At 70.6% G+C, this 12,410-nt stretch carries 12 protein-coding genes and 1 pseudogene; 2 read left to right on the top strand and 11 right to left on the bottom strand.

The genetic code is table 11. The features are described 5' to 3' along the window. Positions 1-456: 456 nt before the first annotated feature. Positions 457-1,000 (bottom strand): annotated as a pseudogene (locus ACFVWY_RS24255) (site-specific integrase); the annotation flags it as partial. Between the two features lie 81 nt (positions 1,001-1,081). Between ACFVWY_RS24255 and ACFVWY_RS24250 the strand changes: the two are divergent. After that, positions 1,082-1,519: a helix-turn-helix domain-containing protein gene (locus tag ACFVWY_RS24250; protein WP_389876056.1), complete on the top strand. Its 438-nt coding sequence runs from the start codon at positions 1,082-1,084 to the stop codon at positions 1,517-1,519. 162 nt (positions 1,520-1,681) lie between these two features. Then, positions 1,682-2,800, top strand: coding sequence for a glycerate kinase (locus tag ACFVWY_RS24245; protein ID WP_389876054.1), 1,119 nt, complete (start codon positions 1,682-1,684; stop codon positions 2,798-2,800). 45 nt (positions 2,801-2,845) lie between these two features. On the opposite strand, the gene ACFVWY_RS24240 is transcribed toward ACFVWY_RS24245, so the two are convergent. The 10 genes from ACFVWY_RS24240 to ACFVWY_RS24195 all read right to left on the bottom strand — a co-directional run bounded on the left by ACFVWY_RS24240 (position 2,846) and on the right by ACFVWY_RS24195 (position 12,409). Continuing rightward, a complete protein-coding gene (locus tag ACFVWY_RS24240; RefSeq protein WP_389876051.1) occupies positions 2,846-3,337 on the bottom strand; it encodes an SRPBCC family protein in 492 nt (163 codons plus the stop codon). A 138-nt stretch (positions 3,338-3,475) separates the two neighbouring features. Continuing rightward, the gene (locus ACFVWY_RS24235; RefSeq protein ID WP_389876048.1) at positions 3,476-4,414 is read right to left on the bottom strand and encodes an MASE1 domain-containing protein; all 939 of its coding nucleotides are present in this window, start codon (positions 4,412-4,414) and stop codon (positions 3,476-3,478) included. Between the two features lie 44 nt (positions 4,415-4,458). Further along, positions 4,459-5,316, bottom strand: a complete 858-nt coding sequence (locus tag ACFVWY_RS24230; protein ID WP_389876045.1) for a PP2C family protein-serine/threonine phosphatase — start codon at positions 5,314-5,316, stop codon at positions 4,459-4,461. A 78-nt stretch (positions 5,317-5,394) separates the two neighbouring features. Continuing rightward, positions 5,395-5,793, bottom strand: a complete 399-nt coding sequence (locus tag ACFVWY_RS24225) for a DUF6221 family protein (RefSeq protein ID WP_389876042.1) — start codon at positions 5,791-5,793, stop codon at positions 5,395-5,397. 233 nt (positions 5,794-6,026) lie between these two features. Continuing rightward, complete coding sequence (gene pssA, locus ACFVWY_RS24220) at positions 6,027-6,848, bottom strand: CDP-diacylglycerol--serine O-phosphatidyltransferase (RefSeq protein ID WP_389876039.1); 822 nt, start codon at positions 6,846-6,848, stop codon at positions 6,027-6,029. 22 nt (positions 6,849-6,870) lie between these two features. Further along, positions 6,871-7,518: a phosphatidylserine decarboxylase gene (locus tag ACFVWY_RS24215; protein WP_389876036.1), complete on the bottom strand. Its 648-nt coding sequence runs from the start codon at positions 7,516-7,518 to the stop codon at positions 6,871-6,873. A 181-nt stretch (positions 7,519-7,699) separates the two neighbouring features. Beyond that, complete coding sequence (locus ACFVWY_RS24210; RefSeq protein WP_389876034.1) at positions 7,700-8,905, bottom strand: acyl-CoA dehydrogenase family protein; 1,206 nt, start codon at positions 8,903-8,905, stop codon at positions 7,700-7,702. Between the two features lie 2 nt (positions 8,906-8,907). Next, the gene (locus ACFVWY_RS24205; protein ID WP_389876031.1) at positions 8,908-9,435 is read right to left on the bottom strand and encodes a MaoC family dehydratase; all 528 of its coding nucleotides are present in this window, start codon (positions 9,433-9,435) and stop codon (positions 8,908-8,910) included. Between the two features lie 2 nt (positions 9,436-9,437). Further along, complete coding sequence (locus tag ACFVWY_RS24200) at positions 9,438-10,400, bottom strand: HpcH/HpaI aldolase/citrate lyase family protein (RefSeq protein ID WP_389876029.1); 963 nt, start codon at positions 10,398-10,400, stop codon at positions 9,438-9,440. Beyond that, positions 10,397-12,409, bottom strand: a complete 2,013-nt coding sequence (locus ACFVWY_RS24195) for a protein meaA (RefSeq protein ID WP_389876027.1) — start codon at positions 12,407-12,409, stop codon at positions 10,397-10,399. The genes ACFVWY_RS24200 and ACFVWY_RS24195 overlap by 4 nt, the downstream gene beginning before the upstream one ends. Position 12,410 lies beyond the last annotated feature (1 nt).

Below are 12,410 nucleotides of genomic sequence, written 5' to 3'. Positions count from 1 at the left end.
ACTGGATTTGATCGACTGAACGAGCGCTCTGGCCTTCTGGGACGCCCGACCGTCCGGTGGCGGCTGCTGCGGTGGCGGCGCAGGCGGCGGCCAGAGGGGCGAAACCTGCGAGGGAATCGGTGGGACCGAGGGGTACGGGGGAGGTGGTTGTCGCGGTGGTGGCTGCTCGGGCGGAACCGAAGAGTTGTCCCACGCGTCCATGTCTTCCCCCGGTTCTGGGATCGGGCGATCCCGCCGGGTCGTGGCGTGATGGTCCCGATTCCCCATTCCTGGATTCCAACGGAACTCCCCATTAAATCAAGGTTGTTGGCGTCACGTGACAGTTCGGGCCGCTCCCTGGTCACCGTGAGGACTATCCGGCAGAAGAGCGTGCGAGTGCGGCTTGCGCCGGGCGTCGTGGCAGCACTTCGGGTCCAGGACACGGCCCCAGGGACGGCGTACCACCTCACAGTCGCCATCGGTCAGCCCCGGATGCCGGTACTCATGCAGGTCCCGACCGGTCCCCGGCCCGCGTGCGGCGGTGTGTTCGTCGAGGAGAGCGCGGGCCTGCCAGTAGGAGAGGCGGGCCAGGCCGGTGTCCGGGCACACGTCGCGCGGCGCGAGGGCCTTCCCCGGGCCGGGACGGCGGTGGGTGACGAACAGCGGGCCCCGCGTACGGCCTTTCAGCAGCCGGGGCAGGAGACGGGCGGTGCCCGCGTCCCAGTACACGGTCTCCCGCACGTAGTCCTCCCGGGCCTGCCCGCGCCGGCGGGCCTTGCTCCGGGCCCCCTCCGCCTTCACCGGGCAGCGCCGGGCGCCGAGGTCCAGGTCCTCGATGCTGACGCCGAGGATCTCCTCGGAGCGGGCGCACGTCTCGTAGAGCATCCGCCACAGCGTCTTCTCCCGCAGGTGGACCTCGCGCCGGGCGGGGGCCGGTCCACGGCCATCTTCGGGCGGGCCGGGGCTCGGAGTCCGGCACCGCCAGCAGCTTCGTCCAGGCCGGGGCCTGCGGACCGTCGTAGCACTTCCGTACCCGCACCCTGCGGCGGCATCTGGACCCCACCATCGCCACCGCCCTCCAGACCCAGACCGGGAGGCAAGCATGAAACGCAAGGTCGGCTACACCTGGCGACTGCGCGAGGTCATGGCCCGGCACCAGATCTTCACGGACCCCGAACTGGTGCCGCTGTTGCGCGAACGTGGCATCGACCTCTCCGCCTCCCAGGTGCACCATCTGGTCTCCGGCACCTCTGAACGCCTGTCGTTGCAGGTCATGGCCGCGCTCTGCGACGTCCTGTCCTGCACCCCGGCCGACCTGGTGGCCACCACCGCCGAGAACGCCGACGTCCGCAAGACCGCCACCGGCGACCTTCCTGCCCCGGGTCCTGGAGATGCCCGCCCCGTCGTCGACGCCCTCGGCTGCCACGACGTCATCGCGACCCGCCTCGCATCCGAGGCCGGAGAAGACCGGAGTCGCTACGCCGACGACCACGTACGGTCACCAGCAGGCTGGGCCCCAGGCGGAACTGGCGACAGTTGAACAGGCGAGCCCACCAGTATCAACATCACCCCCCCGCGTAGTGACCGGGGCGGAACCGGGGTCACGACGGCTCTGGGCAGGGAGTATCCGCTGCGGATAGGGTCGGGGCGGCGCGACTGCCTGTTCGAGAGCAAGGGATGCAAGGTGACGGACGGAGCAGTGATGGAGACCGCACGCGTGCTTGTCGCGGCGGACAAGTTCAAGGGCTCGCTCACGGCGGCGCAGGTCGCGGAACGGGTGACGGCCGGGCTGCGGCGGGCCGTCCCCGGGGTGCGGGTGGAGACCCTGCCCGTGGCGGACGGCGGCGACGGCACGGTGGCGGCGGCGGTGGCCGCCGGGTTCGAGCGCCGCGAGGCACGGGTGACCGGGCCGCTGGGGGAGCCGGTGACCGCGGCGTACGCGCTGCGCGGGACCACGGCGGTCGTGGAGATGGCCGAGGCGTCGGGTCTCCAGCATCTGCCCGCGGGGGTTTTCGCCCCGCTCACGGCCACGACGTACGGCTCGGGCGAACTGCTCGCCGCCGCGCTCGACGCCGGGGCCCGCACCCTGGTGTTCGGCGTCGGCGGCAGCGCGACCACGGACGGCGGCGCGGGCATGCTGGCCGCGCTCGGGGCCCGCTTCCTGGACGCCGAGGGCAAGCCGGTCGGCCCCGGCGGCGGCGGGCTGGCCGCGCTGGCGGAGGCGGACCTGTCCGGCCTCGACCCACGGCTGGCGGAGGTGGACCTGATCCTCGCCAGCGACGTGGACAACCCGCTGACCGGCCCGAAGGGTGCCCCCGAGGTCTACGGCAGGCAGAAGGGCGCGACCGAGGACGACATCAAGGTCCTGGACGCCGCGCTCGCGCACTACGCCTCCGTCCTCGGCCCGGAGCACGCGCGGCTGCCCGGCGCCGGCGCGGCCGGCGGCATCGGCTACGGGGCCCTGGTCGCACTCGGCGCCCGGTTCCGCCCCGGCATCGAGGTCATGCTCGACGTCCTCGGCTTCGCCCCGGCACTGGCCCGCGCCACCCTGGTGATCACCGGGGAGGGCTCGCTCGACGAGCAGACCCTGCACGGCAAGGCACCGGCCGGGGTGGCGGCCGCCGCCCGCGCCGCGGGGGTCGAGGTCGTGGCGGTCTGCGGCCGGCTGGCCCTGACCCAGGAGGCCCTGACGGCGGCGGGCATCCGGCGCGCGTACGCCCTCGCGGACCTGGAGCCGGACCCGGCGGTCTCCATGGCCCAGGCGGGCCCCCTGCTGGAACGCGCCTGCGAGGCGCTGGCCCGCGACTTCCTGCGGCCCTGAGACAGGGCCGTGCGGGGGCCGGGCCTACGTCCCGGCCCCCGCACGCTAGCCGGAGGGCACCGCGTCCCGGTCGTCGTCGTCCTCCTCCTCCTCCGTCCGTCCGCCGCCCAGCAGCTCGGCCAGGCAGCGGAGCTCCGAGGGCAGGTCCCGGCGCCAGGCCATCGTCACGAGCGGCGCCAGAATGATCATGCCGCCGTCCAGATGCGGCCGGACCGAGACCGTGACCGTCGTCCCCTCCCTGCCGGGACTCAGCCGGAACTGCAGTTCAGGGGAGTGGCGGCCCAGCGGCGTCCACATGCCCGTACCGCGGAAGGCCAGGTACTCACCCGGGGTGCTCGCGGTACACCGCAGCCGGTGTATCCGCCGTCTGCCGGGGAACTTGCAGGTGTACTCGTCGCCGGGTTCGGCGACGACCGGGCCCTCGATCACGCGGTCTATGGTCGAGGACCATTCCGCCAGGTTCCGCGGATCCCGCAGGAACGAGAAGATCTCGTCGGCGGGGCGGGACACATGGACATGCGCAGACACATGGGGCATGGCTCCACCTCTTACGGCGCCCGTACGCCCGGATAGCGGCCGTCCGGTTGCCCTTGTCGCGGTGCCGTCATGCCTCAGCCTGCTGCGGATCACCGCTTCGCGCACCCGTCGTGGGACCGGTGGAGTGACACGGGCGCCTCAGGGGTCCTGCCGGGCGACCTTCCCGGCGAGCTGCGCGCAGAGCCGCTTGATCTCCCGGTACGTGGCACGCCGCTCCGTGACGACCGCGGCGAGCAGCAGTGAGGTGAGCGCGGCGGTGCCGGTGAACGCCTGGAGCGTGATCATGTTGGTGAGCAGGCTGTGATGGGCGAAGGGGCCGGTGCCCTGCCCGGCGCCGAGCACCGCGAGCACCGACACGCCTAGCGCGCAGCACGCGGCGCCGCCGCGCTCGAAGCGGAAAGCCGCCCAGACCAGGAACGGAAAGACCAGGAAGAGCAGCGGAGCACCGATCACCGCGGTGACCAGAAGGGTGACGGCCCCGGTGCTCACTGCCAGCACGGCGGCCTCCGCCCACTCGGCCGCGCCGACGCCGCCCGGCAGGCGAGCCCTGCGCAGCGCGAGCAGGAACGGCGTCACGACCATGACTCCGATGGCGTCGCCCGTCCACCACACCGACCAGGTCGGCCAGAAGTCCGCGGACCGCAGCGCCCCTGAGGTGACCAGGGCGCCGACGCCCGTGGTGGAGCTGATCAGCATGCCCGCCAGCGCGCCCAGGAAGACGAGCGCCAGCGCGTCCCGGAGCCGGTCGAGCTCGTTGCGGAACCCCGCGCGGCGCATCAGCAGGACGGAGCAGAGCGGGGCGAGCGTGTTCCCGGCGGCGATCACCAGCACGTACGGCGGGGACGGCCCGATGGTGATGTTCACGCAGAGGGCACCCAGCGCGATCCCGGGCCAGATCCGCAGGCCGAACAGGAGCAGCGCCGCGACCGCGATGCCCGTCGACGGCCAGAGCGCGGTGACCTGGCCGCGGACCAACTGCTGGACCAGCCCCAGCCGGGCCGTCGCGTAGTAGCAGGCGGCCACCGCGAGGACCGTCAGGACCGTGACCGCCTGCGGCTGGAACCGCGTCCTGTCCACCCTCCCAGCATCGGGCACCGAACCGCCGCCCGCCGCCGGACGCGTCAGCCCCCGCCCTCCCCGGCCCCCGTGACTCCGCCGTCTGCCAGGTCCCCGTCGTACCGCACCACGAGTACGGCGGCGTCGTCCTCGTGGCCGGTCAGGTCCGCCACCTCGATCACCCGCGCGGCCAGCTCCCCGGGGTCGGCCCCGCCCGCCGTGCCGACCAGGTCCGCGACGGCGGCGAGCCCTTCGTCGACCGGGTACGCGGGCCCCTCCACGACCCCGTCGGTCAGCAGCACCAGGTACCCCGGCCCGCTCAGCCGCCGACGGGTCACCGGATACCGCTGGCCGTCCATGATGCCCAGCGGCATCCCGCCGGGGTCCAGCAGGACACCGGACCCGCCGTCGTCGGTGCCCCACACGACCGGTACGTGTCCGGCCCGCGCCACCGACAGCAGGCCGCTGTCCGGGACGACGCTCAGGAGACAGCAGGTCGTGAACAGCTCGCCGCCCAGTGAGATCAGCAGATCGTTGACGCGGGCCAGTACCGTGCCGGGGTCGGCGGTGACACTGGCGAGCGCCCGGAGACTGGCCCGGACCTCCCCCATGAGGGCGGCGGCCTCCACCCCGTGCCCCTGCACGTCCCCGATGGCGATCCCCGCCGCCCCGTCCCGCAGCGCGAACGCGTCGTAGAAGTCACCGCCGACGGCCATGCCGTCCTGCGAGGGCGAATACCGGGCCCCGATCCGCAGTCCCGGGAATTCGGGCAGCGCGGCGGGGAGCATGTGCCGCTGGAGCGCGAGGCCGAGCTCGGCGCGGGCGCGCTGGTGCCGGATGTCCTCAAGGGCCTGGTCGACGAGGCGGCCGAGGTCCAGGAGAAGCTCCTGGGCGTTCTCCGATTCCCTGCGGTGTCGGTGCATGGCGTCCCCGGGCGGTCCGATGCGCCCCCTATGAAACCTTAGGCCCATCCACCTGTCCGCCGCCGCCCGCACCGGCCGCTACTGGATGAACCGGGGCAGCCACCTGGCCCGGTACCCGGGGTGGGCGGCGTGCTCCGCGGCCAGCTGCCGCACGGCGAACCCCAGTCCCACCGCCCGCCCGGACCGGAAGTCCGGCTCCGGCCGGTCGGTGTCCAGGTCCGCGACCTCCGCGTACTCGTTCAGCAGGACCCGGCTCGTCTCGATCCGGCGCAGGGTGCGCGCCGGATCCTGGAGCGCGATGTGCTGGTCGAACCCGAGCGTACGCAGAGTGAACGCGATGGACCCGGAGCGGTCGTGGATCTCGCCGGGCACGCCGTCCGGGCACCGCCAGCTGTCGCTGCCCGCCTCCAGTGCGATGCGCTCCTCCTCGGCGAGGCGCGCCCGGACGAAGTCGATCATGTCGGCGTTCTCTGTCATCGGGGTCCGAGTCCTTCGTGATCATGTCCTGGCTTCCAGGGACCGCGCCCGTGGCTCCGCTCCGCGGCTGCCCGTGGAAGCCCCCGTTCCCCAGGGGTCAACATACTGTGCCCACGCGCCGGGACACCGGTGCCCGCGCGGGGGCCCGCCGAACGGCTCCGGGGCCCGCCGAACGCGGAAGGACCCGGGTGCTGGGGAGCACCCGGGTCCTTCTCGTACGCGCTGTACGGCCGCTACGGCAGCTGTGCCGTCCGTGCCTCACGGCGGTTGTCGCGGAAGGTGTTCACCCGTCGGGCCGTCGCGAAGAGCGGGATGACCGCGCCCAGCACCACCTGGAGCGCGCAGCCGGTCTGCAGGAGCAGCTGCCCGCCCGGGGCGTCCAGCGCCCACGCGGCCAGGAGCCCCATCGCGGCGACGATCCAGCTGAGCATCGCCACCGCGAGCACGCCCCGCGGCTTCGGGTACTCGACCCGGCTGACCATCAGCCACGCCACCCCGACGATCGCGAGGAGGGTCGGCACGAAGGGCAGCTCCAGGAGCACGATCGAGACGACCGTGAGCGCTCCGAAGGGGCTCGGCATGCCCTGGAACATGCCGTCCTTCATGGTCACGCAGGAGAATCTGGCAAGCCTGAGCACCACCGCCAGCAGCACCACGACCGCCGCCAGCGCCGAAACCCGCTGGTGCGCGTCGTCCGCGACCATGCCGTAGACCAGGACGAAGTACGCCGGGGCGAGCCCGAAGCTGATCAGGTCCGAGAGGTTGTCCAGCTCGGCACCCATCGGCGAGGAGCGGAGCTTGCGCGCCACGAGGCCGTCGAAGAGGTCGAAGACCGCCGCCAGGAGCATGAGGATCACGGCGGTGGCCGCGGAGTGCCGCGCCATGCCGCTCTCGTCACTGCCCGTGAGGTGCGGGATGAGGATTCCGGTGGTGGTGAAGTACACCGCCATGAATCCGCAGGTCGCGTTGCCGAGCGTCAGGGTGTCCGCTATCGACAGCCGCAAAGAGAGCGGCATGTCCTCGCCGGCGTCCTCCTCGGACTCCGACTCCGGCACCCAGCCGGCCTTTGTATCAGGATCAATCACGGTCAATTCGAGTCACCCCCGCGGTGGTGGCCTGGCCGACCTCGACCGCGACATCGACACCTTCCGGGAGGTAGATGTCGACCCGCGAACCGAAGCGGATCAGACCGATGCGCTCGCCCTGCTCCACCTTCGTGCCCTGCGGGACGTACGGGACGATGCGCCGTGCGACCGCACCCGCGATCTGCACCATCTCGATGTCGCCGAGCTCGGTGTCGAAGTGCCAGACGACGCGCTCGTTGTTCTCGCTCTCCTTGTTGAACGCCGGAACGAACCCGCCGGGGACGTGTTCGACCGAGGTCACCGTGCCGGCCAGCGGCGCGCGGTTGACGTGGACGTTCAGCGGGCTCATGAAGATCGCGACGCGGGTGCGTCCGTCCTTCCACGGCATGATGCTCTGCACCACGCCGTCGGCCGGCGAAATGACCCGGCCCTGGGTGATCTCGCGCTCGGGGTCGCGGAAGAACCACAGCATGCCCGCCGCGAGCGCGGTGGTGGGCACGGCGACCGCGGCCCAGCGTCCGGACTTGCGTGCCCGGGAGAGGCTGAGCGCCGCGGTGGCGACGGTCGGGAGGAGCCACGGCGAAGCTCCGCGCGCAAGGCGGACCCCGCCGCGTGATGCAGAGGTTTGGCTGTCGGGCATGGATGACCTTCGTAGCGGATGAGGCCGCGCTGGCAACGGGGGACGGCGGCTTTTCCGGCGATGTTATCGGTTGCGAGCAACAACTGGGCAAGCCAGCAGCCGAGTCGGACGGGGGGCAGGCACCGGCCGAGGATGACAGGGTGTGATCTTCTTCGCGGCCAAAACGCCCGTAAAGGGACAATCACCCCTGGAACCGGTACTCCTCCAGGAGTCGGCGCCCAATGATCATTTTCTGGATCTCGGCGGTACCTTCGCCGATAAGCAGCATCGGTGCCTCCCGGTAGAGGCGCTCGATCTCGTACTCCTTGGAGAAGCCGTAGCCGCCGTGGATACGGAAGGCGTCCTCGACGACTTCCTTGCAGTACTCGGAGGCGAGGTACTTCGCCATCCCTGCCTCCAGGTCGTTTCGTTGCCCGGAGTCCTTTTTGCGCGCTGCGTTTACCATCATCGCATGGGCGGCTTCCACCTTGGTGGCCATTTCGGCCAGCTTGAACTGGATGGCCTGGTGCTGCGCGATCGGCTTTCCGAAGGTCTGGCGCTGCTGCGCGTACGACACGCCCAGTTCAAACGCACGCTGCGCGACTCCGCAGCCACGGGCGGCCACATTGACCCGGCCCACCTCGACCCCGTCCATCATCTGGTAAAACCCGCGACCGGTGGTGCCGCCCAGCACTCGATTGGCCGGAATTCGTAGTCCATCCATGATGAGCTCGGTCGTGTCGACGCCCTTGTAGCCCATTTTGTCGATCTTGCCGGGAATGGTGAGTCCGGGCCGGACCTCTCCGAATCCGGGTTCCTTCTCCACCAGGAACGTGGTCATCGACTTGTGCGGTGCGGTGCCCTCGGGGTGGCCTTCGTCACTCCGGCACAGCACGGCCACCAGGGAGGAGGTGCCGCCGTTCGTGAGCCACATCTTCTGGCCGTTCAGGACGTACTCCTCGCCGTCCCTGACGGCCTTGGAGCTGATCGCCGACACGTCCGAGCCCAGCGCGGGCTCGGACATCGAGAACGCGCCCCGCACCTCGCCCAGCGCCATCCGGGGCAGGAACGTGTCCTTCTGCTCCTGGGTGCCGTGCTGCTTGAGCATGTACGCCACGATGAAGTGCGTGTTGATGATTCCCGAGACGCTCATCCAGCCGCGGGCGATTTCCTCCACGCACAGCGCGTATGTGAGAAGCGACTCACCCAGGCCCCCGTACTCCTCGGGGATCATCAGCCCGAACAGGCCGAGCTCCTTGAGGCCTTCGACGATCTCGGTCGGGTACTCGTCACGGTGCTCCAGCCCGGTCGCGACCGGAATGATCTCCTTGTCGACGAAATCCCGGACCGTGGAGAGGATTTCCCGCTGGATGTCGGTGAGACCGGCGGTCTGGGCGAGTCGCGTCATGGCTACTTCTCCACGTTCTTCTGCGAAGGCTGCTTCAGCTCGGGGCGGCCGGGCTGCTCGCCGCCGCGCTCCTTGATGTACGTCTCGGTGGGGACCATCACCTTGCGGCGGAACACGCAGACCAGCGTGCCGTCCTGCTTGTAGCCCCGCGTCTCCACGTACACGATTCCGCGGTCGCTCCGGGATTTTGACGGAACCTTGTCGAGAACGGTCGTCTCGCCGTAGATCGTGTCCCCGTGGAAGGTCGGCGCGACGTGCTTCAGTGACTCGACCTCCAGATTGGCGATCGCCTTTCCGGAGACGTCCGGCACGGACATGCCGAGCAGCAGCGAGTAGACGTAGTTGCCGACGACGACGTTCTTTCCGAAATCGGTCGTCCGCTCCGCGTAGTTGCTGTCCATGTGCAGCGGGTGATGATTCATGGTCAGCAGGCAGAAAAGGTGGTCGTCGTACTCGGTGACCGTCTTTCCGGGCCAGTGCTTGTAGACAGCACCGGCCTCGAACTCCTCGTAGGTGCGGCCGAACTGCATGATCAGGCCTCCGGCGCTTCGAACTTGGAGGTGCGCTGCATACCGGCGGCGCGGCCCTTGCCCGCGATGACCAGGGCCATCTTCCGGCTCGCCTCGTCGATCATCTCGTCGCCGAGCATCGCCGAACCCTTCTTGCCGCCCTCCTCGGAGGTGCACCACTCGTACGCGTCGAGGATCAGCTCGGCGTGGTCGTAGTCCTCCTGCGAGGGCGAGAACACCTCGTTGGCCGCCTCGACCTGGCCCGGGTGCAGCACCCACTTGCCGTCGAATCCCAGCGCCGCCGCGCGCCCGGCGACCTCGCGGTACGCGTCCACGTCACGGATCTGGAGGAAGGGGCCGTCGATCGCCTGGAGGTCGTGCGTGCGGGCCGCCATCAGGATGCGCATCAGGATGTAGTGGTACGCGTCCGCGCCGTAGCCGGGCGGCTGCTGACCGACGACCAGGGTCTTCATGTTGATCGAGGCCATGAAGTCGGCCGGGCCGAAGATCAGTGTCTCCAGACGGGGCGAGGCGGCGGCGATGTCGTCGATGTTCACCAGGCCCTTGGCGTTCTCGATCTGCGCCTCGATGCCGATCCGCCCGGTCTCGAAGCCCATCGTCTTCTCGATCTGGGTCAGCAGCAGGTCCAGGGCGACCACCTGCTGGGCGTCCTGGACCTTCGGCAGCATGATGCAGTCGAGGTTCTGACCGGCGCCCTCGACGACGGTGATGACGTCGCGGTACGTCCAGTGCGTGGTCCAGTCGTTGACCCGCACGACCCGGGTCTTGCCCGTCCAGTCACCGTTGTTCAGCGCGTCGACGATGGTGTGGCGGGCGCCCTCCTTGGCGAGCGGGGCGCAGGCGTCCTCCAGGTCGAGGAAGACCTGGTCGGCGGGGAGGCCCTGGGCCTTCTCCAGGAACCGCGGGTTCGAGCCGGGCACGGCCAGACACGAGCGGCGCGGGCGCAGGCGGTTGACGGCAGTCATGCGGGGACCTCCAGAGGGTCGAGCTTGTTCGCTTTCCGGATCTCGTCGACGATACGGCCGATGATCTCCGTGATGCCGAAGTCCTTCGGGGTGAATACGGCGGCGACGCCGGCCCCGACCAGGGCCGCGGCGTCGGCGGGCGGAATGATCCCGCCCGCGATGACCGGGATCTCGGCGGCGCCCGCCGCGCGGAGCCGGCCGAGCACGTCCGGCACGAGCTCGGCGTGCGAGCCGGACAGGATCGACAGGCCGACGCAGTGCACGTCCTCGGAGAGCGCGGCCGAGACGATCTGCTCGGGGGTCAGCCTGATCCCCTGGTAGACGACCTCGAACCCGCTGTCGCGGGCCCGCACGGCGATCTGCTCGGCGCCGTTGGAGTGCCCGTCCAGTCCCGGCTTGCCGACCAGCAGCCGCAGCCGTCCGACGCCCAGATCGGCCGCGGTGCGGGCGGTCTTCTCGCGGACCAGCGCCAGCGGGGTGCCCGCCTCGGCGGGCATCACGACCGGGGCGGACGAGACACCCGTCGGGGCCCGGAACTCGCCGAAGACGTCGCGCAGCGCCCAGGACCACTCGCCGGTGGTGACACCCGCGCGGGCGCACTCCACGGTCGCCTCCATCATGTTGCCGGTGCCCGCGGCGGTCTTCTTCAGCGCCGCCAGCGCGTCGGTGGCGCGGGACTCGTCACGGTGGTCGCGCCATTGGTGCAGGGCGGCGACCACCGTGGCCTCGTTGGCCGGGTCGACCGTCATGATCGCGCCGTCGAGGTCCGCGGTCAGCGGGTTCGGCTCGGTCGTCTCGTAGATGTTGACGCCGACGATCCGCTCCTCACCGGCCTCGATCCGGGCCCGCCGGGCGGCGTGCGAGGAGACCAGCTCGGACTTCAGGTACCCGGACTCGACGGCCGCCATGGCGCCGCCCATCTCCTGGATCCGGTCGACCTCGGCGAGCGAGAGCGCGACCAGTTCGTCCACCTTGGCCTCGATGACGTGCGACCCGGCGAAGACGTCCTCGTACTCCAGCAGATCGCTCTCGTGCGCGAGCACCTGCTGGATGCGGAGCGACCACTGCTGGTCCCAGGGCCGGGGCAGGCCCAGCGCCTCGTTCCAGGCGGGCAGCTGGACGGCGCGGGCGCGGGCGTCCTTGGAGAGGGTGACGGCCAGCATCTCCAGGACGATGCGCTGGACGTTGTTCTCCGGCTGGGCCTCGGTCAGCCCGAGGGAGTTGACCTGGACGCCGTAGCGGAAGCGGCGCTGCCTGGCGTCGGTGATGCCGTACCGCTCGTGGGTGATCTGGTCCCAGATGCGGCCGAAGGCGCGCATCTTGCACATCTCCTCGATGAAACGGACACCCGCGTTGACGAAGAAGGAGATCCGCGCGACCACGTCGCCGAACCGCTCCTCGGGCACCTGGCCGGAGTCGCGGACGGCGTCCAGCACCGCGATCGCGGTCGACATGGCGTACGCGATCTCCTGGACCGGCGTGGCCCCCGCTTCCTGCAGGTGGTAGCTGCAGATGTTGATCGGGTTCCACTTCGGGATGCGGCTGACCGTGTACGCGATCATGTCGGTGGTCAGCCGCAGCGAGGGGCCGGGCGGGAAGACGTGCGTCCCGCGCGAGAGGTACTCCTTGACGATGTCGTTCTGCGTGGTCCCCTGGAGCTTCGCGGGGTCGGCTCCCTGCTCCTCGGCGACCACCTGGTAGAGCGCCAGCAGCCACATCGCGGTGGCGTTGATCGTCATCGAGGTGTTCATCTGCTCCAGCGGGATGTCCTGGAACAGCCGCCGCATGTCACCGAGGTGCGAGACCGGCACGCCGACCCGGCCGACCTCGCCGCGCGCGAGGACGTGGTCGGGGTCGTAGCCGGTCTGTGTCGGCAGGTCGAAGGCGACGGACAGGCCGGTCTGGCCCTTGGCGAGGTTGCGCCGGTAGAGCGTGTTGGAGGCCTCGGCGGTCGAGTGGCCGGCGTACGTCCGCATGAGCCACGGACGGTCCTTCTGACGCCCGCTCATG

The organism is Streptomyces sp. NPDC058195, from assembly GCF_042883525.1.
In the GTDB taxonomy this organism is placed as follows: Bacteria; Actinomycetota; Actinomycetes; order Streptomycetales; family Streptomycetaceae; genus Streptomyces.
Note: the sequence above shows the minus strand (reverse complement) of the source record. Positions and strands in the feature narration are given on the sequence as shown.

Coding starts and splice junctions, on each gene's coding strand:
- ACFVWY_RS24250 (WP_389876056.1), top strand. CDS start 1,082: ATGAAACGCAAGGTCGGCTACACCTGGCGACTGCGCGAGGTCATGGCC.
- ACFVWY_RS24245 (WP_389876054.1), top strand. CDS start 1,682: ATGGAGACCGCACGCGTGCTTGTCGCGGCGGACAAGTTCAAGGGCTCG.
- ACFVWY_RS24240 (WP_389876051.1), bottom strand. CDS start 3,337: ATGCCCCATGTGTCTGCGCATGTCCATGTGTCCCGCCCCGCCGACGAG.
- ACFVWY_RS24230 (WP_389876045.1), bottom strand. CDS start 5,316: ATGCACCGACACCGCAGGGAATCGGAGAACGCCCAGGAGCTTCTCCTG.
- ACFVWY_RS24225 (WP_389876042.1), bottom strand. CDS start 5,793: ATGACAGAGAACGCCGACATGATCGACTTCGTCCGGGCGCGCCTCGCC.
- ACFVWY_RS24215 (WP_389876036.1), bottom strand. CDS start 7,518: ATGCCCGACAGCCAAACCTCTGCATCACGCGGCGGGGTCCGCCTTGCG.
- ACFVWY_RS24210 (WP_389876034.1), bottom strand. CDS start 8,905: ATGACGCGACTCGCCCAGACCGCCGGTCTCACCGACATCCAGCGGGAA.
- ACFVWY_RS24205 (WP_389876031.1), bottom strand. CDS start 9,435: ATGCAGTTCGGCCGCACCTACGAGGAGTTCGAGGCCGGTGCTGTCTAC.
- ACFVWY_RS24200 (WP_389876029.1), bottom strand. CDS start 10,400: ATGACTGCCGTCAACCGCCTGCGCCCGCGCCGCTCGTGTCTGGCCGTG.
- ACFVWY_RS24195 (WP_389876027.1), bottom strand. CDS start 12,409: ATGAGCGGGCGTCAGAAGGACCGTCCGTGGCTCATGCGGACGTACGCC.